At 65.1% G+C, this 22766-nt stretch carries 17 protein-coding genes; 9 read left to right on the top strand and 8 right to left on the bottom strand.

From position 1 onward, the window contains the following. Positions 1 to 43: 43 nt before the first annotated feature. The 3 genes from FJ957_RS16320 to FJ957_RS16330 all read right to left on the bottom strand — a co-directional run bounded on the left by FJ957_RS16320 (position 44) and on the right by FJ957_RS16330 (position 6335). Positions 44 to 3583 carry a helicase-related protein gene (locus tag FJ957_RS16320; RefSeq protein WP_140833123.1) on the bottom strand — a complete coding sequence of 1180 codons (3540 nt, stop codon included), beginning with the start codon at positions 3581 to 3583 and terminating at the stop codon, positions 44 to 46. Between the two features lie 715 nt (positions 3584 to 4298). Further along, positions 4299 to 5024, bottom strand: a complete 726-nt coding sequence (gene phbB / locus FJ957_RS16325; RefSeq protein WP_140833003.1) for an acetoacetyl-CoA reductase — start codon at positions 5022 to 5024, stop codon at positions 4299 to 4301. A gap of 126 nt (positions 5025 to 5150) precedes the next feature. Beyond that, positions 5151 to 6335 carry an acetyl-CoA C-acetyltransferase gene (locus FJ957_RS16330; protein WP_140833005.1) on the bottom strand — a complete coding sequence of 395 codons (1185 nt, stop codon included), beginning with the start codon at positions 6333 to 6335 and terminating at the stop codon, positions 5151 to 5153. Between the two features lie 305 nt (positions 6336 to 6640). Here FJ957_RS16330 and phaR point away from each other — a divergent pair, with 305 nt between their 5' ends. Then, the gene (gene phaR, locus FJ957_RS16335; RefSeq protein ID WP_140833007.1) at positions 6641 to 7234 is read left to right on the top strand and encodes a polyhydroxyalkanoate synthesis repressor PhaR; all 594 of its coding nucleotides are present in this window, start codon (positions 6641 to 6643) and stop codon (positions 7232 to 7234) included. A gap of 309 nt (positions 7235 to 7543) precedes the next feature. Here phaR and FJ957_RS16340 read toward each other — a convergent pair whose 3' ends face one another. Further along, complete coding sequence (locus tag FJ957_RS16340; protein ID WP_140833009.1) at positions 7544 to 8686, bottom strand: citrate synthase; 1143 nt, start codon at positions 8684 to 8686, stop codon at positions 7544 to 7546. A gap of 89 nt (positions 8687 to 8775) precedes the next feature. On the opposite strand from FJ957_RS16340, the gene FJ957_RS16345 reads away from it, so the two are divergent. Then, positions 8776 to 9861, top strand: a complete 1086-nt coding sequence (locus tag FJ957_RS16345; protein ID WP_140833011.1) for a citrate synthase/methylcitrate synthase — start codon at positions 8776 to 8778, stop codon at positions 9859 to 9861. 491 nt (positions 9862 to 10352) lie between these two features. Then, positions 10353 to 11483 carry a patatin-like phospholipase family protein gene (locus tag FJ957_RS16350; protein ID WP_140833013.1) on the top strand — a complete coding sequence of 377 codons (1131 nt, stop codon included), beginning with the start codon at positions 10353 to 10355 and terminating at the stop codon, positions 11481 to 11483. An 89-nt stretch (positions 11484 to 11572) separates the two neighbouring features. Here the strand turns inward: FJ957_RS16350 and FJ957_RS16355 are convergent, their stop codons facing one another. Beyond that, positions 11573 to 12457 (bottom strand): AraC family transcriptional regulator, encoded by an 885-nt coding sequence (locus FJ957_RS16355; protein WP_140833015.1) that lies wholly within the window; start codon positions 12455 to 12457, stop codon positions 11573 to 11575. Between the two features lie 294 nt (positions 12458 to 12751). Here FJ957_RS16355 and FJ957_RS16360 point away from each other — a divergent pair, with 294 nt between their 5' ends. From FJ957_RS16360 to FJ957_RS16380, 5 genes are all read left to right on the top strand, one after another. Then, entirely contained in the window at positions 12752 to 14173 is a 1422-nt protein-coding gene (locus FJ957_RS16360) for a coniferyl aldehyde dehydrogenase (RefSeq protein WP_140833017.1), read from the top strand. Positions 14174 to 14199: 26 nt separating this feature from the next. Further along, on the top strand, positions 14200 to 14445 hold the full coding sequence (locus FJ957_RS16365; RefSeq protein WP_140833019.1) for a hypothetical protein: 246 nt from the start codon (positions 14200 to 14202) through the stop codon (positions 14443 to 14445). Positions 14446 to 14529: 84 nt separating this feature from the next. Then, a complete protein-coding gene (locus FJ957_RS16370; RefSeq protein WP_140833021.1) occupies positions 14530 to 15738 on the top strand; it encodes an efflux RND transporter periplasmic adaptor subunit in 1209 nt (402 codons plus the stop codon). Positions 15739 to 15812: 74 nt separating this feature from the next. Next, positions 15813 to 18989 (top strand): efflux RND transporter permease subunit, encoded by a 3177-nt coding sequence (locus FJ957_RS16375; RefSeq protein ID WP_140833023.1) that lies wholly within the window; start codon positions 15813 to 15815, stop codon positions 18987 to 18989. A gap of 96 nt (positions 18990 to 19085) precedes the next feature. Continuing rightward, the gene (locus FJ957_RS16380; protein WP_040991775.1) at positions 19086 to 19244 is read left to right on the top strand and encodes a DUF3309 family protein; all 159 of its coding nucleotides are present in this window, start codon (positions 19086 to 19088) and stop codon (positions 19242 to 19244) included. On the opposite strand, the gene FJ957_RS16385 is transcribed toward FJ957_RS16380, so the two are convergent. Together FJ957_RS16385 and FJ957_RS16390 are read right to left on the bottom strand one after the other, a co-directional pair. Beyond that, a complete protein-coding gene (locus FJ957_RS16385) occupies positions 19245 to 20201 on the bottom strand; it encodes an SDR family oxidoreductase (RefSeq protein WP_140833025.1) in 957 nt (318 codons plus the stop codon). 68 nt (positions 20202 to 20269) lie between these two features. Further along, positions 20270 to 20479 (bottom strand): DUF680 domain-containing protein, encoded by a 210-nt coding sequence (locus FJ957_RS16390; RefSeq protein ID WP_140833026.1) that lies wholly within the window; start codon positions 20477 to 20479, stop codon positions 20270 to 20272. A gap of 116 nt (positions 20480 to 20595) precedes the next feature. Between FJ957_RS16390 and FJ957_RS16395 the strand changes: the two genes are divergently transcribed. After that, complete coding sequence (locus FJ957_RS16395) at positions 20596 to 21510, top strand: LysR family transcriptional regulator (protein ID WP_140833028.1); 915 nt, start codon at positions 20596 to 20598, stop codon at positions 21508 to 21510. Here the strand turns inward: FJ957_RS16395 and FJ957_RS16400 are convergent. Further along, entirely contained in the window at positions 21468 to 22649 is a 1182-nt protein-coding gene (locus FJ957_RS16400; RefSeq protein WP_140833030.1) for an MFS transporter, read from the bottom strand. The genes FJ957_RS16395 and FJ957_RS16400 overlap by 43 nt on opposite strands. Positions 22650 to 22766 lie beyond the last annotated feature (117 nt).

Here is a 22766-nt window from a genome sequence, read left to right on the forward strand (position 1 = left end):
CTTTTCGCTGACGCGGTCCTTCGGCTCGGGATCATGCTCTAGCCTATTTCTTGAGCTGGTCGCGCAAGGCGGCGAGCTTGGCGAAAGGCGAATCCGGATCGAAGCGCTGCGGGCGTTCCTCGCGCGGCTTGCCTTGGAAGGCCGGCTTGCCGCCCTGGGCGTTGCCCTTGCCGTCCTGCCTGTTGCCCTTCCAGTCGGGCCGGCCCTCGCGGCGGCCCCCCTCGTGGCGATCCGGCCGCTCGCCTTGCGGTCTGCCTTCGCGCCGTTCGCCACCTTCGCGCCGGTCGCCGGTTTCCGGCCTGGGCTTGAACTTCGAGCGGTCGAAGCGCGGCTTGCCGGCGCCGTCGCGCTGCTCGCGGCGGCCTTCCTGGGCGGGCCGATCGCCGGGCTGGCCGGCAGCGGCGCCAGGCTGGCCATCGCGCGCGGGCTGGCCGCCTCGCGGACGATTGTCGCGACGGTTGTCTTGGCGATGGCGCGGACGCTGATGATCGAAGCGCGCCTGGCGCCACAGAAGGACAGGCTTCGGCTCTTCAGCCTCGGCCGCGGTTTCGCCGGTGGCGGCTTCCGTCGATGCGGGGGTCTCGCTCGTGGCCGGGATTTCGGTCTGCGAGGATACGGCCTGAGCCGAGGGCACGCTTTCCTCAGTCACGGCATCGCCGGCCGGCTCATCGCTTTGCGCTGCCGGTTCGCTTGCCGCCACGGTTTCCGTGGCCACTGTCTCCTGTCCAGCTGTGTCGTCGACAGGCTCCGCCGCGCTCTCGGCGGGGATTTCGGTCTGCGAGGATTCGGCCTGAGCCGAGGGCACGCCTTCCTCCGTCACGGCCTCCCCGGTCGGCTCATCGCTTTGCGCTGCCGGTTCGCTTGCCGCCGCGCTTTCCGTGGCTTCCGCGGCCAGTGTCTCCTGTCCGCTTGTTTCGTCGACAACCTCCGCCGCGCTCTCGACCGGCGTCTCCGCGGCATGGATTTCGGTGCTGTCCGTCCCCGGGCCCTCGCCGGACGTTGCCACGGGAGCTGGCGCCTCCGCCGCCTGCGCGGCGCGAGCGGCCTCTTCCGCGGCGAGCCTGGCCGCGGCCGCTTCACGGGCGGCGTCGTCCTGGGCGTCGAGCTTCGCCTTCACCTCGGCGGCCGGCTTCGCCTCGGAGCGATAGCCGAGACCCTTGAGGATCTCCTCCATGTCGTCGGCGGTGGCGCCGAGGATCGACATCATCGGCGGCGTCACCATGAAGGCGTGGCCGTCATAGGCGCCGTCCGGACGCTGGCCGAGGCCGGGCTTCCAGTTGGTCGCCGGGCGGATGAGGTCGGCGAGCCTTTCAAGGATGTCGACGCGCACGGCGCGGCGGCCGAGGTTGCGGTAGCCGGCGAGCTTGTAGAAGGTCTTGTCGAAGGCCGGGTCGATGACCACGGAGGTGCGGCCGGAGGCCAGCGCATGCACCACGTCGCCGAAGCCCGGCTTGTCCTTGCCGTCATTCTTCAACGCCCAGAGCAAGGTCACCAGGCCGGCCGGCGCCGGCTTGATCAGCGCCGGCACGAAGACATGGTAGGCGCCGAAGCGCACGCCGAGGCGGCGAAGTGCCGCGCGGCCTTCCTGGTCGAGAGACTTCATCTCTTCCGCGATGTCGCGGCGATTGATCAGGCCGAAATGCTCGACCAGCTGGAAGGCGATGCCGCGCGCGATGCCGGTGAGCTGGTCGGCATTCTTCAGGTCGACCAGCGGCTTCAAAAACGACTCGATCTGGAAATTGACGAAACGCTCGGCGCGCGCGGCGACCTTGTCGCGGGCAGGCCCGGTCAATTGCTCGTCGGCAAGCAGGACCAGGCGCGGCTTCAAGGCCTCGTCGCCGGCGACCAGCGTGCCGATCGGCGCACCGATCCAGCGCAAGACGCCGTCCGAGCCCAAAGCCAGGTCGCCATTGGCGCAGGCGGCAAAGCGCTCGGCGCGCGCCTCGAACTCGGCCGCGAGCGCCTTCTGGGCGGCGGTGCGCACCGCCTTGGCGTCCTCGCCGCCGGCGCTCTGGTCGGCGGTGAAGCGGAACCCCTGCAGCTCGCCGACATGATGGCCTTCGACGAGGACGGTTCCGGTAGGGCTGATTTCGGCTTCAGGCATGGTATTTTCTCTAAGGCGCCGCATGAGGACGGAAGTCCTGCGGTCTACGAAGCGTTTCGTCAACCGCTCATGCAGCGCATCCGACAATCTGTCTTCGATTTCGCGCGTCTTTTCCTGCCAGTGTAGCTGATCGGCCAGCCAGCCGGGGCGGTTGGAGACGAAAGTCCAGGTGCGGATCTGCGCGATCCGGTGCGAGAGCGTGTCGATATCGCCGTCCGTCGTGTCGGCGCGCCGCACCTGCTCGGCCATGTAATTCTCATCGACATGGCCGTGACGCGCAAGGTCCATATAGATCGAGGCGACGAGGTCGGCATGATGGGCCGGCGCGATCTTGCGGTAGTCCGGCAGCGCGCAGGCTTCCCACAGCAGCGCCACGCGCTCCTTGCCGGTGGCCAAAGCGCGGATGTCGCCATCGCGCGACAGATGCTCCAGCGCCTGCGCGTCCACGGCCGGCAGCGCGCGGGTCAACCCTTCGACCGGCGCATTGGCCTCGATCGAGCGCTTCAGCGCATCGAGGCTGGAAAAGTCGAAATCGGCGGTACGCCACTGCAGCACCTTCACCGGGTCGAAGTCGTGTCCCTCGATCTTGGCGACCAGATCCTCGTCGAACGGATCGACCTGGCCGGTGACGCCGAACGTGCCGTCGCGCAGGTGCCGGCCGGCCCGGCCGGCGATCTGGCCAAGCTCGGCGGCGGTCAGGTTGCGGTATTGGTAACCGTCGAATTTGCGGTTCTGGGCGAAGGCGACATGGTCGAGGTCGAGGTTCAGTCCCATGCCGATGGCGTCGGTGGCGATGAGATAGTCGACATCGCCGGACTGGAAGATCTCCACCTGCGCGTTGCGGGTGCGCGGCGAGAGCGCGCCGAGGACGACGGCGGCGCCGCCCTGCTGGCGGCGGATCAGCTCGGCGATGGCGTAGACCTCGTCGGCGGAGAAAGCGACGATGGCGGTGCGCCGCGGCAGCCGGGTGAGCTTCTTGGAGCCGGCATAGGCAAGGTGCGACAGCCGCGGCCGCGTCACCACCGACACGCCCTTCAACAGGCGCTGCAGAATGCCGTGCATGGTGGCGGCGCCGAGAAGCAGCGTCTCCTGGCGGCCGCGCAGATGCAGGATGCGGTCGGTGAAGATATGGCCGCGCTCGAGATCGCCGGCGAGCTGCACCTCGTCGATGGCGACGAAGGCGGCGTCGGTTTCGTGCGGCATCGCCTCGACGGTGCAGACCGAATATTTCGCCCCGGCAGGCACGATCTTCTCCTCGCCGGTGATCAGCGCCACCTTGTGGGCGCCGACCTTCTCGCAGACCCGGGCATAGACTTCGCGGGCGAGCAGCCTGAGCGGCAGGCCGATGACGCCGGTCTCATGCGCGACCATGCGCTCGATGGCGAGATGGGTCTTGCCAGTGTTGGTGGGGCCCAGCACGGCCGTCACGTCGCGGCCCGAAAGGATCAGCGGCTGGGAGTGTTTCGGCTGGATGTTCATCGGCTCGGAAATTAGGTTTCTGCCGCTTGTAGTCTGAAGCACGGCGGTGCCGCCGCGTGTGACAGGCGACACATAGGGACTTCGGGCGTGAAGCGAAAGCGGAATGTTCCTTTGGGGACAGGCAGAGCGGGCCGGGGTGGCCAAAATTCGGTCGTTGTTAACGGCTGGAACGAGTCTGGAACGAATCAGCGACGAATCGCTGACTCGTTCTGATTCAGGTTTTGTTCACGGCTATATGTGGGTTTTTTGACGGTGAGTCTCACCACATGCTGAATCGTTGAATTGGCCCGATTCCTGCGTGGCCCCGTCGGACCGAGACTGTCGTTAACTTTTGCCGGGCAACGGTCGCGGTCGACTTGAGCCTTGCCCTCAAAGTTTTGAAATTGTTGATTTTTCTTAATCGATTTTAACGAATTCGGCGACGTTTGCGCCGTCCGCCGTTAACTTTCCGGCCAAAGCCAGAACGAATCGGCGACGAATCAGCGATCCGGTTATTTTCCCGGTTTGTTCACCCCTAGATATGGTGTTATCCACAGCTTACCCACCGAGAATTCACAGCTTGTTGGCGGAGTTGCGCACAAGGGGGGCAGCTGCCGTTAACCTTTGCGTGCCGAATTGAGGCAACGTGACGCGCCGATCTCGTCGACCGGGCAAAAAGGCGGCTCCGATGTCGGGGCCGCCTCAACGCAAAAAGGGTATCAGGCGAAGTTGGGTATCAGGCGAAGTACTGGCCGCCATTGGCGGTGATGGTCGAGCCGGTGATGAAGCCGGCCTCTTCGGAAGCCAGGAAGACGACGCAGCGCGCGATCTCTTCCGGCTCGCCGAGGCGGCCAACCGGGATCTGCGGGATGATGCGCTCGTTGAGCACCTTTTCGTCGATCGCCTTGACCATTTCGGTCGCGATATAGCCGGGGCAGATGACGTTGACGGTGATGCCCGCGCGAGCGCCTTCTTGGGCAAGAGCCTTACTGAAGCCGATATCGCCGGCCTTGGCGGCCGAGTAGTTGACCTGGCCGGCCTGGCCCTTCTGGCCGTTGATGGAGGAAATGGTGATGACGCGGCCGAACTTGCGGTCGCGCATGCCGCTCCACAGGGGATGCGTCATGTTGAAGACGCCGGAGAGGTTGGTGTCGATGACTTCCTTCCACTGCGCGGGCGTCATCTTGTGGAACATGGCGTCGCGGGTGATGCCGGCATTGTTGACCAGCACCCCGACCGGGCCGAGATCGGCTTCGACCTGCTTGATGCCGGCGGCGCAGGCCTCGTAGTCGGCAACGGACCATTTGTAGACCGGGATGCCGGTCTCGGCCTTGAATTTCTGGGCCGCCTCGTCATTGCCGGCATAGTTCGCCGCGACGGAATAGCCGGCGGTCTTCAAGGCGACCGATATCGCCGCGCCGATGCCGCGCGATCCGCCCGTGACGATTGCTACCTTGCTCATGTGGTCCTCCCTTTAAAAATCGTCCGAGCGAATAGGGAGTGGCGAATAGCGAGTAGGGATCCGATGTCCCGCCGCGCGACGCTCCTTCTTCCCTATTCGCCACTCCCTATTCGCTGCTCGCTGAACTCAGAGCGCTTCCACGCACATCGCCACACCCATGCCGCCGCCGATGCAAAGCGTGGCGAGGCCTTTCTTGGCGCCGCGGCGGCGCATCTCGTGGACCAGCGTGTTGAAGACGCGAGCGCCGGAGGCACCGATCGGATGGCCGATGGCGATGGCACCGCCATTGACGTTGACGATCGAGGGATCCCAGCCCATGCCCTTGTTAACGGCGCAGGCCTGCGCGGCGAACGCCTCGTTGGCCTCGACGAGATCGAGGTCCTTGACCGACCAGCCGGCCTTCTCCAGCGCCCGCTTCGAGGCAGGGATCGGCCCCGTGCCCATGATCGCCGGATCGACGCCGGCGGTCGCCCATGAGGCGATGCGGACCAACGGGGTGATGCCGCGCCTTGCAGCCTCGGCCTCGGTCATCAGCAGCGCGCCGGCGGCGCCGTCATTGATGCCGGAGGCGTTGGCGGCGGTGACCGTGCCGTCCTTGTCGAAAGCGGGCTTCAGCTTGGTCATGGCGTCGAGCGTCGCGCCATGGCGGATGTACTCGTCCTGGTCGACGACGGTGTCGCCCTTCTTGCCCTTGATGGTGAAGGCGACGATCTCGTCCTTGAACCTGCCGGCCTTCTGCGCGGCCTCGGCCTTGTTCTGCGAGGCCAAGGCGAACTCGTCCTGGGTTTCGCGGGTGATCTGGAACTGGCGGGCGACGTTCTCGGCGGTGTTTCCCATATGATAGCCGTTGAAGGCATCCCACAGGCCGTCCTTGATCATGGTGTCGATCATCTTGTAGTCGCCCATCTTGACGCCGGCGCGCAGGTGCTCGGCATGCGGCGACATCGACATCGATTCCTGGCCGCCCGCGACGATCACCTTGGCGTCGCCGGTGGCGATCTGCTGCATGCCGAGCGCGATGGCGCGCAGGCCCGAGCCGCAAACCTGGTTGAGGCTCCAAGCGGTGGTCTCTTTCGGCAGGCCGGCATTGATCGAGGCCTGGCGGGCCGGGTTCTGCCCTTGAGCGGCGGTCAGCACCTGGCCGAGGATGACCTCATCGACATCCGCCGCCTCGACATTCGCTCGCGAGAGCAATTCCCTGATGACGACGGCGCCGAGCTCATGCGCCGGCGTGGCGGCGAAACTGCCGTTGAAGGAGCCGACCGCGGTGCGGGCGGCGCTGGCGACGACGATGGAATTGGAAGCGGACATTTTCTTCTCCAGACTTCGAGGTGTCGTATTTTCGAGATCGCTTTAGGACTTTCTTGCCCGTTCGAAACCCTGAGTCAAACCGGAAATGGGCATGACCGCCATGCGCGGCAAGCAGAGCGCGCGCCAGTCGCGGTAACGTGACGTTGGCCGTGCGGCGGATTTTGCAATGGCCGTGCAGCATTAATTGATGCCGCAGTGCACAAACCGCTTGGAATTGTGACGCTTTTGCGCGTATCCTCGATAACGGGTACAATCGTTACCGGCCGCTTACTCCTAAAGGTGCCGGTGTCCTGGGGAGGATACGGATGGCCGCAAAAGACGACCCGATCGTCATCAAGAAGTATGCCAATCGCCGGCTCTACAATACCGGCACAAGCACCTATGTGACGCTCGAGGACTTGGCCGAGATGGTCAAGAAGGGCGAGGAGTTCACGGTCCAGGATGCAAAGACCGGCGACGACATCACCCACCCGGTGCTGACGCAGATCATCTTCGAGCTGGAGAACAAGGAAGGGCAGAACATGCTGCCGATCCCGTTCCTGCGCCAGCTCATCTCCTTTTACGGCGATCAGATGCAGATGATCGTGCCGAGCTTCCTCGAACAGTCGATGATCGCCTTCTCCAAGGAGCAGGAGCGGTTTCGCGAACAGCTCAAGGGCGCCTTCGGCAAGACGCCGATCGACTTGATGAAGACGCCGATGAAGGCGCTCGAAGAACAGACGCGACGCAATGTCGAGATGTTCCAGAACGCCATGCGCATGTTCACGCCGTTCCCGCCCGCCGGCGGCAATTCGGCAGCGCCGGCCGAGCCGCCAAAGAAGGAAGAAAAGGGCGACGATCTGCAAGAATTGAAGGCGCAGATTGCGGCCATGCAGCGCAAGCTGGACACGATGTCCTGACGGGTGCGCCGATGTTCAGGTGAGGCCGGTCTGCGAACGACGGCTTCCTGCGCTTCCGGTGCTCATACTTCAAGTACGCTCCGCTCCGGTTCTCGGAAGCCATCGTCCTCGACTCGGCCTGACCTGAAACTCGACACCCCCCTTTCGTGTTTCACCGAAAGGCGAAGCGCTGAGCGCTTCACCCTTAAGGCACCCATCGGCCGCCACTAAAGCGCGTTGCGTCGAAACGGATTCACGCGACGCGCTTTAGGTCGTTGCTTGATGCATGTCGTTGTCGGAAAAACCGAGGTCACTTTTGCGCGACACGCATTAAGTCCCGACCGGTCCGTCATAGCGGGCGCGGGGCCTGATCAGCCTGTTGCTGGTCACCTGCTCGACGGCATGCGCGGTCCAGCCGACGCTGCGGCCGAGCGCGAACAGGCGGAACGGGGCGTCGGCGGGCAGGCGCAGGCCGCGCGTCATCGCGGCCAGCGCGAAATCGATGTTCGGATGCAGCCCGGTCGCGGCAAGAACCGCCTTGCGCAGTTGCAACAGGCCGTCATCGATCCTGAAATCGGAAAACAACCCCTCGGCGCGCGGATCGCCTTCGGGGTAGAGCGGGTGGCCGAAGCCCGGCAGCGGACGGTCATGGGAGAGCCAGCGGGCGATCGCCTCGTCCGCGCCCAGCCGCTCGGCATCCTCGACCAGCGCGATCGCCGCCGCGCCCGCGCCGCCATGGCGCGGGCCGGTAAGCGTCGCAAGGCCGGCGAGCAGGCAGGCGGCGACCGGCGCGCCGGTGGAGGCCGCGACGCGGGCGGCGAAGGTCGAAGCGTTGAGCTCATGATCGGCCAGCAGCACCAGCGCCTTGCGGATGAGTTTTGCCCCCGCGGCGTCCACCGACCAGCCCTGCGCCAACCTGTCATGCACCGGCTCCGATCCCGGCGTCGAGCCGAGCGCGGTGGCCAGCGCGCTGGTGGCGGCGGCGCCGTCCTGCTGCAGCATGGCCGGCCTGCGGCCGAGCGAAGGCCAGCCTTCGGCAGCCAGCGCCGAAAGCCTGGCAAATGCCGTTGGCGTGCCGCTTTGCCGGGCAGCCGAAGGAGTCAGCGAAGCGAACGACACCGGACGGTCGGAAGCCCACAGCAGTTCGGCGGTCTCCTCAAGCGTCGCCGTCGCCGAAAGCTCCACCGCGTCCCTGCCGCGATAGACGAGGCGGCCATCCAGCACCGTCGAGATTGACGTGGGAATCGCCGGCTCGCCCCAGGCGATGGCGCTCTCGGCGATCGCCCGCGGGCTCCTTCCGCGGTCGCGGCGCGTGGCGAGTGCTGCGATGTCGTCGGCGCGGTACTGGCTGCGGCGCGGGTCGGTGTCGTCCGGCTTCATGCCGATGCGGCCGCGGCTGACATAGGCATAAAGCGTCTGCGGCCGGACGTTCAGCCTCTCCAGCGCTTGCTCCCGCGACAGCCATTCCGTCATTTTGCCGCTTACGTTGATTATCTTGATCAAGATTGATGCGTTGATTGCGCAGCATTAATTGCAATGCACAAAAGGTCAAGGAGGCGATCATGGCGAATGGGCTCGATGATGTTGTGGCGGCCGACACGGTGCTTTCCGATGTCGACGGTGTAGGCGGGCATCTCACCATCCGCGGCCATTCGCTGATGGAACTCGCCGGCCGCTGGCGTTACGCGCAGGTGGTCCGGCTGTTGTTCGACGGCTTCTTCGATGACCTTCCCAGCGATGCCGAACTGGCGAAGGCGATCGGCAAGGCGCGGGTGGAAGTATTTGATCGTGTGAAACCGATGCTCACCCAGCTGGCGCCGCTCGATGTCTATAGCGGCATACGGGCCGGCATGGCCGTCCTGCCGGACGGCGACGGACTTGCCGACGCGCTGCGGTTGATCGCGGCGCCGGCGGTGCTGACGCCGGCCTTGCTGCGCCTTGGCCGGGGCGAGACGCCGGTCGCTCCCGACGAAAAAGCCGATCATGCCGGCGATATGCTGCGCATGCTTGCCGGCACCGCCTCGCCGGCGCTTGCCGGAGCGCTGGACAGCTATCTGGTGACGGTCTGCGACCATGGGCTCAACGCCTCGACCTTCGCGACCCGCGTGGTGGCCTCGACCCAGGCCGGCCTGACTTCGGCGATCCTGGCCGGGCTCGGCGCGCTGAAAGGTCCGCTGCATGGCGGCGCGCCGGGGCCGGTGATCGAGATGCTCGACGCCATCGAGGCCAGCGGCGACGCCACCGCATGGCTGCGCAACGAGATCGCGCATGGCCGGCGCATCATGGGCTTCGGCCATCGCATCTACCGCGTGCGCGATCCGCGCGCCGACGCGCTGAAGGCAGTCGTGCGGCAGCTCGGTTCCCGCAACGAGACCGGCAGCCGGCTGGCCTTCGCCGAGACGGTGGAGCAGGCGGCGCTCGAAGTGCTCAGGATCGCCAAGCCGCAACGCTCGATCCAGACCAATGTCGAGTTCTACACCGCGCTTCTCCTGGAAGCGGTAGGCTTCCCGAAAGAGGCATTCTCCAACGTCTTTGCCGCCGGCCGCGTCGCCGGCTGGATCGCCCACGCCCGCGAACAGCAGGCGACCGGACGGCTGATCCGGCCGCAGTCGCGCTATGTCGGGCCGGTGCCGGATCTCGTCGCCTGAGGGTAGTTCCTCGCCCCACTTCGTCTACGGCATGCACACATTTCCAAGCGGCTGGCCTTTGGCGATAGCGTGTATGCCAGCTTGGCGCATGCATTGGCTAACGTAGCGCTGATCGACCCCCACTCCGTCTCGGCTTCGCCGAGCCACCTCTCCCCCGATCGGCGGGGTAGAGGAAAGGCGCCAAGCTTTTTGCCGTCAATGCTCGTCCAGCAACGCTCCCTTCCTTTCCCTCCGGAGGGGGAAAGGTGGCGCTGCGAAGCAGCGACGGATTGGGGGAACCACGTGGCAATCAAGCCTCAGGTCTGATCAGTCACGCCAGTCACAGCATGCTGTAGCCCACTTCGTGGGGCGAGGAAAATCCATGATCACGCTTGTGTGTTCGTGTTCTTGCCTTGGTCCGCCCTTATATGCTGCACTGCAACATAGGCTGACTGCGCCGGCTCCGTCCAAATGACGCGGCGGTAGGCCGGCGCATCGAGACAAGGAACGCCATGGCGAAGAACGGCAAGGCGGAGGAAAAGAAGAAGATCAACATCGCCTTTCAGGGCGGCGGCTCGCACGGCGCCTTTTCCTGGGGCGTGCTCGACCGGCTGCTGGAAGATGGGCGGCTGGAGATCGCCGCGGTGTCTGGCACCAGCGCCGGCGCCATGAACGCGGTGGCGCTGGCCGACGGGTTTGTCCGGGGCGGCGTGGAAGGCGCGCGAAAAAAGCTCGACGATTTCTGGCGGGCGGTGGCCTCGAAGGGTCGTTTCAGCCCGGTGCAGCGCATGCCTTGGGATGTGGTCTGGGGCAATTGGTCGATCGAGAACACACCCGGCTATGTCTTCTTCGACACGATGTCGCGGGTGTTCTCGCCCTATGCCGCCAATCCGCTCGGCCTCAACCCGCTGCGCGATGTGGTGGAAAAGGAGATCGATTTCGACAACGTGCGCGCCTGCAAGTCGATGGAACTGTTCATCTCGGCGACCAATGTCGAAACCGGGCAACTGCGCGTCTTCTCCGACGGCGAGATCGACCTCGACACGGTGATGGCCTCGGCCTGCCTGCCGCAGCTGTTCCAGGCGGTCGAGATCAAGGGCGTGCCCTATTGGGATGGCGGCTATGGCGGCAATCCGGCGCTCTATCCGTTCTTCAAGACGGCGGCGACCGAGGACGTGCTCCTGGTGCAGATCAATCCTGTGGTGCGCGAAGGCACGCCGAAGAGCGCCAACGAGATCCAGAACCGCATCGACGAGATCACCTTCAACGCCGGGCTGCTGCGCGAATTCCGCTCGATCGCCTTCGTCAAGGAACTGATCGCGGCCGGGCGCTTGCCGCATGGCGAATATCGTGACATCCGCATGCACCGCATCGATGCCGACGAGGCCTTCAAGGACCTGTCCGCCTCGTCCAAGGTCAATGCCGAATGGGCTTTCATCGCCTATCTGCGCGACCTCGGCCGCAGTGCCGCCAGCGACTGGCTGGAAGAAAATTACGACGCCGTCGGCCAGCGGGCCACGCTCGATCTCTCGGGCGAGCTCGACGACGGGTTCAAGCCGCTGCGCGGCCCGGCGCCGGGGCGGCGCGTCAAGGAATTCCTCGCCGCGCGCATCAAGCCGGAATCCGCGCGGCGCCGCGCCTGATTGCGGGGTTCTGAACCTGCAAGACCGCGACCTGGTGGACAGCGCCCGGTCCGTTTTTTGAGTGGACAGGCCGCCGTCAGAGGGCGGCGCTATTTCAGCGGCAGAAACAGCTCGACGATGATTTCAGGCACCGGCGCGTCCGGGGAAAAGGACAGCCGCCGCTGGCAATAGATCGGGAAGTCGCGTGCTTCCTCGCCGCTGGCCGGAAGCCAGTCTCGATAAAGATAAAGCGCGGCCGGCTCCAGATTGTTGGTGTTGCCGGGGTAGCGCAGCACGGCGCAGCGTCCGCCGGGGATCACGCCAGCCTTCGTGTGCTCGTCGCCCGCGTCGATCGGCCGGTCGGTGCCGACACAAATGTCCATGCTGTAATCGGCCGCGACAGCGGGACATCTTTCGGACCGGAAGACGTTGAAGGTCGGGCTCGTTTCGGGCGACAGGCCGGCTGCCTTGCGCCAGGCGATGAACCGCTGGATTGTGTCGCCGAGCGTCGCCCGATCCCCGCGATGTTCCATGATCGCCACCGGGGTGGGCGGCACGTCGCGGATCATCACGTCTTCCGGTGTAAAGATTATCTGCATCAGCTTTCTCCTCGCGTTGTCGAGAGGCCCGAAGGCCATCAGCCACGAACCCCAGTCGGGAGATCTCCGGAACGACGACGGCGATTGCCCGCACCGTTGCCGGAAGGCGCGGGCGAAGGCATCCGGTGCGTCGTAACCGGCATCCATCGCTATATCGATGACGCTTTCGGCATCCGCGCAGCCCAGCCGGCATGAAGCGCGCTTCATGCGGGCGAGCTGGACATAGCGATGCACGGACAGCCCGAAGGCCGCCGTAAACTGCCGATGGAAATGATATTTCGAGTAGGCCGCGACACCGCTCAGCGCGTCCAGGTCCAGATCGTCGTCCAGATGCCGGTCTATGTGATCCAGCACCCTCTGCATCCGGGCATGGTGGTTTTGAACTGCCGCCTTCATCGTTCCATTCTCCATGGCAGTACCAGCTAAGCCGCGCGGACATGAGGCGCTCGACCGATCTTGCGGTTTGTCGCGAGCCGCCCACCGTCGCCAAGGACCGTTTTGCACGCCGATTCATGCATGAACGGCGAAAAGGGCTGTTTGCGGACCGGTGGCTTTCCTATGTCGATGACGGGGTGCCAAGCAGGATATCCGGATCGCTTGGATCGGGACATTCCCCTACGGAATCGGGGCAATGCTGGATTCGGTTGCTTGACCGATGTAACTTACCTGAACGTAAAGGGGAGGTAAGCGATGCTGCAGACCAGACAGAACGCTCTCGGGGTCAGGTTTGAAGCGCAGTGCAGGGCCTCCGAGAACGAACCGTTCCCGACGCTGGACATGCGCAAGGACCGGCTGAACCGCCTTCTGGCGCTCACCGAAAAGCATCAGGCCGAGATCTGCGCGGCGATCGACAGCGATTTTTCGGCACGCTCGGCTGAGGAAACGCGGCTTGCCGAGCTGTTCGTCGTGCGCGCCGGCATCAGGCATGCGCTGTCGCATCTCGGCGCCTGGATGCGCGAGCGGCGCGTCGCCACCAGCCTGCCGTTCCTGCCGGGACGCAACCGCCTCTTGCCGCAACCGCTCGGCGTCGTCGGCATCGTCTCGCCCTGGAACTATCCGTTCCAGCTCGCCGTTGCGCCGGCGACCGCGGCACTCGCCGCCGGCAACCGCGTTATGATCAAGCCGTCGGAACTGACGCCGAAGTTTTCGGACCTGCTTGCCAGCCTGGTCGAAAAATATTTCGCCGCCGACGAGGTCAGCGTGATGGTCGGCGACGCGGAGGTCGGCAAGGCGTTCGTGTCCTTGCCGTTCGATCACCTGCTGTTCACGGGCTCGACGGCCGTCGGCCGCCAGGTTGCGCTCGCCGCCGCCGCCAATCTGACGCCGGTGACGCTTGAGCTCGGCGGCAAGTCGCCGGCGATCTTCGATATCTCCTGCGATCTCGACGCGGCGGTCGCCAGCGTCGCCTATGGCAAGCTGCTCAACGCCGGCCAGACCTGCATCGCGCCGGACTATCTGATGGTCCCGCAAGGCCAGGGCACGGCGATCGCGGCCAAGTTCGCGGCGGCAATCGCAAAGCTCTATCCGCGCCTTGGCGACAATCGCGACTATACGGCGATCGTCAGCGAGCGGCATCACCGGCGGCTGGGCGACATGGTCGCGGAGGCGCGCGACAGTGGCGCCGACATCACCGAGATCAATCCTGCGAACGAGAAGCTCGGCGTCACTGACCGCAAGATGGCGCCCGTGCTGGTGCGCAATGCCGGCGAGAATCTGCGGCTGATGCGCGAGGAGATCTTCGGGCCGGTGCTGCCGATCGTCGAATATGGCACGGTGGACGAGGCCATCGAACATGTGAACCGGGGCGAGCGTCCGCTGGCGCTCTACTGGTTCGGCAGCGACAGCGCCAATCGCCAGAGGGTCATGCGGGAAACCGTGGCCGGCGGCGTCACGGTCAATGATTGCATGCTGCATCTGGTGCAGGAGCGGCAGCCCTTCGGCGGCGTCGGCGAGAGCGGCACCGGCGCCTATCACGGCGAATGGGGGTTTCGCACCTTCAGCAAGGAAAAGCCGATCTTCATCCAGTCGAAGCTCAGCGCCGGCGGCCTGCTGCGCCCGCCCTATGGCAAGACCTTCGAGCGTCTCTTCCGGCTGCTGAACCTCATCACTTGACAGCTTCAACCGGGAAATGGCGGGGCGTGACTGCGCTCCAGCCGGGCGACTGCCGCCGCCTGCGGAAGATTTTCCGCATCATGCTGACGGCTGCTGCCAGTAACCATGGGGAAACCTGTCGGCGCGCCCACAAAAGCGGCAGCCGGCTGACAGAAAAGCCTGCATTTGTCGAGCCACAGCGTTCCACGCCGCAACGCTCCCGCAACTTTTCCGGCTATATTGCGCCGCAACTTTCAGGTAAAAGCGGCGCTTCGCCGTTCACGGCAAATTGAACTGGGCCCCGTGCGCACCCATATCGGCCGCGCGCCCGAAGTCGGAAGCGCCGACCTCGCAGGTCCTGCAACGGAAAAATGACGATGCCGAAAATCAGGTTTCACAAGCTTGCAGCCATTGTCGTGCTCATCGGATTCGCGGCCTGGATGGGGACGGGCGAGTTTTCCTCCGTCGGCAGCGCCGCCGACAAGTCGGTTACCGCCAACAAGCAGTCTGACGCCGGCAAGCCGGCGCAGCCCGAAGCCGGGAAGCCAGCGCAGCCGGAGGCCGCCAAGCCGGACGCGGCGCAAGCCGAGCCCAAGGCTGCGCTTCGCACCGTCGCGGTGGTGACGCCGCCGCGCAAGACCTTTGCGCGCGCCATCCGCGTTTCCGGGCTGACCGAGGCCGACAAGCGCGCGGTTCTTGCAACCCGCGTCAATGGCGTCATCGAAAAGCTGCCGGTCAAGCAGGGCGATCACGTCAAGACCGGCGACCTGGTGCTGATGCTGGCCGCAGAGGAGAAGATCTCCAATGTCGACAATGCCAAGCAGCTTGTGGTGCAGCGCAAGGCCGAGCTCGATGCCTCGGAGCGGCTGGCCAAGACCGGCAACCTGCCCAAGCTGCAGCTCGACACCGCCCGCTCCAACCTGACGCTGGCGCAGTCCCAGCTGGATACCGCGCAGGCTGAACTCGACCGCAACGAAGTCAAGGCGCCGTTCGACGGTGTGATCGACCGCATTCCGGTTGAGCTCGGCAGCTCGGTGATGCAGGGCGGCGAGGTGGCGACGATCCTGAAGCTCGATCCGGTGATCGCGCGCGGCGAGATCAGCGAGCGCGACCTGCGCTACGTCAAAATCGGCGACGAAGCCGATGTGCGCCTGGTCAACGACCAGAAGGTCACCGGCACCGTGCGCTACATCAGCCGCGATGCCTCGGCGCAGACCCGTACCTTCCGCGTCGAAGTGGCGATCCCCAACGGCGACGGCTCCATCCCCGCCGGCATGACGGCCGAGATCACGCTCAGCGCCGAGCCGACCAACGCGGTCATGCTGCCACGCTCGGTGGTGACGCTGGGCGACAAGGGCGACCTCGGCATCCGCGCCGTCGGCAAGGACGACAAGGTGGCGTTCTTTCCGATCGATCTCGTCGACGACACGCCGCACGGCCTGGTGCTGGGCGGCATCCCGCAGGATGCGCGCATCATCGTCGCCGGCCAGGAATTGGTGAAGGAAGGCGACCTGGTGAAGCCCGTCGAGGCCGACCAGGCGACCATCAGCAAGCTGATCGGCGAAGCCACCGCCGGCACGCAGTAAAGCACGACGCGGCGCGCGCCGGGCCACCCGGCGACGGCACGTCCGCAGCCTCCGAAGCATAACAGGCCGAAGTCATGGATATCGTCAGACTCGCCATCAACAACGCCCGCCTCACCATATCGGCGCTGCTGTTCCTGCTCGTCGCGGGCTGGGTCGCCTATCAGTCAACACCGAAGGAAGCGGAACCCGACGTTCCGATTCCAATGATGTATGTCAGCCTGATCTATCAGGGCATCTCGCCGGAGGATTCCGAGCGCCTGTTGCTGAGGCCGATGGAGAGCAAGCTCAAAAGCCTCAAGGGGCTCAAGGAGATGCGTTCGGCCGCCTTCCAGGGTGGCGGCTACGTGCTGGTCGAGTTCCAGCCGCAGACCGACCTCGCGACGGCATTGCAGGACACGCGCAGCAAGGTGCAGGACGCCAAGGCCGACCTGCCGCAGGCGGCCGAGGAGCCGACGGTCAACGAGGTCAACGTCTCGGAATTCCCGGTTCTCGTCGTCACGCTTTCCGGCGATGTGCCGGAGCGCGTGCTGACGTCGGCCGCGCGCGAGCTGCGCGACCGTATCGAGGAAGTGCCCGGCGTGCTCGAAGGCTCGCTGCAGGGCGCGCGCGACGACCTCGTCGAGGTGGTCGTCGACCCGGTGAAGCTTTCCTCCTACGGGCTGCAGCTCGACCAGGTGATCCAGGGCGTCGCTTCCTCCAACAGCCTGGTTGCCGCAGGCAATCTCGAAGGCTCGGAAGGCAAATACGCGGTCAAGGTGCCGTCGCTGATCGAGAAGCCCGAGGATGTCGCCAACCTGCCGGTGGTCGCCACGCCGAATGCCGTGGTCCAGGCCAAGGACATCGCGACCATACGCTCGACCTTCAAGGACGCCGAGACGGTGACGCGCCTCGACGGCAGGCCGGCCATCGCGATCGAAGTGAAGAAGCGCATTGGCGCCAATCTGATCGACACGCTGACCCACGTCAGGGAAGTGTCGGACAACTTCATCAAGACGATGCCCGAGGGCATGCATGTCACCTACACGCAGGACAAGTCGGTCTTCGTCAACCAGCTGCTGGGCGATCTGCAGAACCATGTGATGATCGCCGTCATCCTGGTGTTCATCGTCATCCTCTACGCGCTGTCGGGGCGAGCCTCGCTGCTCATCGGCCTAGCCATCCCGTCGTCCTTCCTGATGGGCATCCTGCTGCTCGCGATGATGGGCTACACGATCAACATGATCGTGCTGTTCAGCCTGATCCTGGCGGTCGGCATGCTGGTGGACGACGCCATCATCGTCACAGAATTCGCCGAACGGCGCATGAGCGAGGGCATGCCGAAGGCGGACGCCTTTGCCTTGGCCGCCAAGCGCATGGCCGGCCCGGTCATCGCGGCGACGATGACGCGCATCGCCGCCTTCTCGCCGCTGTTGTTCTGGCCCGGCATCATCGGCGACTTCATGAAATACATGCCGATCACGCTGATCGTGACGCTGTCGGCCTCGATGCTCTACGCGCTGGTCTTCGCGCCGACTTTGGGCGCGATCTTCGCCAAGGCGCCGGAGCATCACGAGGAAGGCAACCGCGACGGCTGGTACATGGCCGTGGTCAAGCAGGCGGTGCGCTTCCCGATCACCGTCATCCTGCTCACGGTCGGCCTTTTGGTCGGCGTCGGCTTCGCCTATTCGAAATATGGCGCCGGCGTCGAATTCTTCCCCAGCGTCGAGCCGGATTACGGCCTGCTCTATGTCCATGCCCGCGGCAATCTCTCGCTGGCGGAAATGGACGCGGCGACGAAGACGGCGGAAAACCGCCTGCTCGGCTGGCCCGGCGTGAAGTCGGTCTACACGCGTGTCGGCAAGACGCAAGGCGGCGGCCAGGACATTCCCGAAGACGTGGTCGGCGTCATCCAGTACGAGTTCGTCGACTGGCGCGAGCGCAAGTCCGCCAACCAGATCCTCGACGACCTGCGCGGCGTCATGGCCGGCATTCCCGGCGTCGATGTCGAAGTGCGCGTGCCGGAAGCCGGTCCGCCGACCGGCAAGCCGATCCAGATCCGGCTGTCGGCCGCTGATCCGGCCGGACTCGACGACAAGGCGCGGGCGGTCGCGGCGCGCATCGCCAAGATCCCCAATGTCATCGACATTTCGGACGGCCTGCCGCCGCCCGGCGTCGACTGGGCGATCGAGGTCGACCGCGCCAAGGCGGCGCAATACGGCATCAGCCCGACTTCGGTCGGCACGGTGGTGCAGCTGGTGACCAACGGCCTCAAGCTGTCGGAGTATAGGCCGGCCGGCGCCGACGACGCCGTCGACATCCGGCTGCGGCTGCCCGAGGACCGGCGCACGCTGTCGACGCTCGACGAACTCCGCGTGCAGACCTCGCAAGGTTCGGTGCCGATCTCCAACTTCGTCGTACGCAAGCCCGAGCCGACCGTCGGCATCCTGAACCGCATCGACGGCGCACGCACGGTGGTGGTGCAGGCCAATGTCAGCGCCGGCGCGCAGGTCGCGGCGGTGCAGGAGCAGGTGACCAAGGCCGTTACCGACATGGGTCTCGGCAGCGGCATCCGCTGGAAGCTCGCCGGTTCCAACGAGGACAGCGCGGAGGCCAGCGCCTTCCTCGGCAAGGCCTTCGGTGCCGCGATCTTCCTGATCTTCCTGGTGCTGCTTGCGCAGTTCAACAAGTTCACCAGCGTGTGGCTGGTGCTGTCCTGCGTGGTCATGGCGACGATCGGCGTTTTCCTCGGATTGCTTCTGACAGGCGAGGCCTTCGGCATCGTCATGTCGGGTATCGGCGTCATCGCGCTTGCCGGCGTGGTGGTGAACAACAATATCGTGCTCATCGACACCTATGACCGGCTGCGCGAGGAAGGCTGGGACAAGATGGACGCGGTGCTGCAGACCTGCCGCGAGCGCGCCCGTCCGGTGGTGCTGACGGCGGTGTCGGCAATCCTCGGCGTGCTGCCGATCGCCTTCGGGCTCGGGCTGGAAATCTTTCATCACGAGACGACGATCAACGCGCCGTCGACGCAATGGTGGATTTCGCTGTCCTCGGCGATCGTCTTCGGCCTGTCCTTCGCCACGCTGCTGACCTTGGTGGTGACGCCGTCGATGCTGATGGTGTTCACCCGCGCCAAGGTGAAGCCCGGCCAGCGGCGCGGCTGGCTCAGCCGCCTGTTCCGGCGCGGCAAGGGCAAGATCGCGACCGACGAGCCAGCCAAGGAGACCGGCGCCGAGCCGGAAGTCGCCTTCCCGAAGGCCGCGGAATAGAGCAGTTTCGGAACCCAACGCAAAAGCCGCCAGGGAACTCCCGGGCGGCTTTTTACATTGTTCCCTCGAAGTTCAACCAGACGGCGAGGGTTTTTCATGACGATCGGCACAATTCTCGTAATTATTCTAATCCTGATCCTGATCGGCGCCGTGCCGGCATGGCCGCATTCGCGATCGTGGGGCTACGGCCCCTCGGGCATCGTCGGCGTCATCCTGGTCGTGCTGTTGATACTCTTGTTGATGGGCAGGATCTGATCAGGCGGCCTGGCGCGAACTCGCGGCGGAAATGCCGATATCCTGCAAGGCCTCCTTCACCGCCTGGTCCAGCGGGGTATGCGGGATTTCGCCGATGACCTCCTCCAGCCGCGTCGAAACCAGCCGGTGCGCTTCGAAGCGCAGATAGGACATCGAGACGATCTCGCGCCACATGGCGACAAACGGGCTGCCGGCGCGCAGCACCCACCAGGGCATGAAGGAGAGCTTCAGCTTGCGGCCGAGCGCCTTCTCGGCCGCCGCCTTCATGTCGAGGTCGGTGATGGCGTGCCCGGGGAAGTTGATGGTTTCGAAGAAACCGAGCTTGTCGAGATTGCGTGCCAGGCCGACGAAGCCGACGGCGAAGTCCGGCAGATAGGCCCATTCATGCACGAGGTCGGCCGGGCCGGGCGCGGTGTAGACGCCCTTCTCCATCTTGGCCGCGACGACGAGGTCGAACCAGGAGCCTGAGCCGGTGCCGCCGAAGAAATCGCCCGCGCGCAGGGTAATGGTGCGCACCCGGCCGGCTTCGGCCTCGCCGCGGAACAGCGCTTCCATGGCGCAGCGGATGCGGCCCTTTTCGGTGGTCGGATGGAACGGCGTCGCTTCCGTGATCACCTGCGGCATCGGCGAGCCGTAATTGTAGACTGTGCCCGGAAAGAGATGCAGCGCGCCGTTTTCGCGGCAGGCGGTCATGACGTTCTCGGCCATCGGCATGCACTTGTCCCAATCGGTATAGATCGGGTTCAGGCCGTTGAAGACGATGTCGACGCCGTGCGTGGCACGGATCAGGGAGTCGCGGTCGAGCGCGTCCCCGGCAATAGCGGCAGCGCCTTTGAGTTCCGCCGGCACTTTGCCTGTGCGGGTGACGGCGCGGACGTCGAAGCCGGCGTCGATGAAGGCTTTGCCGACCACGCGGCCGAGCCGGCCATTGGCTCCGAGGATTGCGATCTTGGTCATTTGCTCTCTCCGTTGTTTGAGGCGACGGGACAAGCCCGTCGCTTCAGAGGTTGTTCGGGTATGGACGTTCAGTGGTTGCCGAAGAGGTCGCGGCTGTTGCGTGGGACCGCCGGCGTCTGGTCGGTCGTCTCGGATTTGCTCGTTGATGCGGTGGGTGCCTTGTCGGTGCCGGTGACCGCCGGCTGGCTGGCGTCATTCGAGCCGAACTTGTCGCTGCCGGCAAAAGCGGTGCTGGCGGCGATGAGGAGAGCGGCGGCGGCGAGTGCGATCTTGGTCATGTCAGTTACTCCTGGTTGGTTGGTTGCAATCCGTATCGGTGTTTGCAGGTCGAATATGGTTGCCTCATCGGCGAATTGAAATTGACCACGGATGCAGAGTTGTTATTCATTATTGAATGGCCGATATGGATTGGAATCTGATCAAGAGCTTCGTGACGGTCGCGGAAACAGGCAGTCTCTCGGCTGCCGCGCGAAAGCTGTCCGCCAGCCAGCCGACGCTCGGCCGGCACATCGGGGAGTTGGAGCAAGAGCTCGGCGTCACGCTGTTCCGGCGTGGGCGAAGCGGCTATACGCTGACGGAAGCGGGAGCCACGCTGTTCGAGCAAGGTAAGGCCGTCAGCGAGCAGGCCAGCGCTTTTTCACGTCTGGCGCTGGGCTCGGCCGAGGCTATCGAAGGCACGGTGCGCATTGCTGCCAGCGAGGTGGTGGCGGCCTATGTGCTACCCGACATGACGGCAAGGCTCGGCATCGATGAGCCTGGCGTCGAAGTCGAAATCGTCGCCTCAAACCAAGTCGAGAATCTGTTACGCCGCGATGCCGATATCGCCATTCGCATGGTCAAGCCGGTGCAAAACGAACTGGTGGCGCGCAAGGTCTGCGATATTTCGCTCTGCGCCTGCGCGGCCATATCCTATCTCGACAGACGGGGCCGTCCGCTCGGTCCCGCCGATCTCGTCCACCACGCCCTGGTCGGCTTCGATCGCAGCGACGAGATGATCAGGGCCTTTGTCCAGCATGGCATCCCAGTCACCCGTGGCAGTTTTCGCTTCCGCGCCGACAACCAGATCGTGCTATGGGAGGCGGTGCGGGCCGGAAACGGCATCGGCCTCGGCCAGCAGCCGTTGGCGGAGCGGGACCCGCTGATGGAGAAGGTGCTGCCTGGCCTGCCACTGCCGGTTCTGCCCGTGTGGCTCGCCATGCATCGCGACGTGCGCACCAGCATGCGCATCCGCCGCGTGGCGGATTTCCTGCATGAAGAATTGAAACGCTATTCGGCGGGCATGGGCTCGGGCGCGAACTCGGCCCGGTGAGCGAGCCCGGCCATCAAGAGGACGATGACCAGCAGCCCGGACAGCGCGACGAAGATCGGCCCGAAGCTCGAATGCTCGGCGACGAAACCGATCGCCGACGGCGCCACCAATATACCGGAATAACCCATGGTGGTGACGACGCTCATGCCTGTGCCTGAAGACATGCCCTCCTGGTTGCCGCCGGCCGAAAAGAGGATCGGCACCATGTTGGCGATGCCGAAGCCGCAGAAGGCGAAAGCGGCGATGGCGAGGTAAGGCGAGGGCGAGAGACCGGCGACCAGCATGCCGGCGGCGGCGACCAGCGCCGAGCCGCGCAGCGTCGCCACCGCGCCGAAGCGGTTGCGCACGCCATCGCCCAGGAAACGCATCAGCGCCATGACTCCGGAAAAGGCGGCATAGGCGAGGCCGGCGACCGCGAGATCGGCGCCCAGCTCCTGGTGCAGGAAGAGCGCCGCCCAGTCGAGCACCGCGCCTTCCGAGATCATGGTGAGCAGCGCCATCAGCCCGACCAGATAGACAGCCGTGTGGCGCGGCAGCGTGAATTTCTGGTGCTCGACGGCCTGCGGCTTGTCTTCCGCGACGAGATAGCGAATGGCGAAGGCGATGATGGCAAAGGCGATCGCCGTCACCACGACGGCATGGGGAAGATACCCGTAGTTCTGGATCGAATAGCCGCCGAGCGCGCCGCCGGCGAAGCCGCCAAGGCTCCAGAAGCCATGCGAGGACGACATGATCGCCCGGGAAAGCCGTCTTTCAACCACCACGGCGTTGGAGTTCATCGCGACATCCATGCCGCCGATCGAGCCGCCGAAGATGAGCATGGCAATGGCCGCCAGGGGAACATTGGGCGCGAGCGCCACGATCAGCAGGCCGAAGCTCCCGCAGATGCCGAACCAGCGCGTCACGGTGCGCGAGCCATGCCTGGAAATGAGATGGCCGCACCAGGTCATGGCAATCACGGCGCCGACGCCGAACAGGAGGATCAGCAGGCCAAGCGTGAATCTCGTGATGTCGAGTCGGGTCAGGAACACCGGGATCTGCGGCGCCCAGCTGCCGGTCAAGAAACCATTGGCGAGGAAAATGCCGGCGACGGCCCAGCGGCCGCGTGTCGCGGCCTGCATCGTGGTTTGCACACTCATGGTCTGATTCCGCTGGGCCAAATGGCTCTGCGCGGCAAATTAGATCGATTCAATCGGTAGTCAAGGACCGTGTCGAGGAAGCGCTTGGACCAAGGGCACGACCGATGCCGTTTTCGT

The organism is Mesorhizobium sp. B2-4-6 (genome assembly GCF_006442775.1).
Classification (GTDB): Bacteria; Pseudomonadota; Alphaproteobacteria; order Rhizobiales; family Rhizobiaceae; genus Mesorhizobium.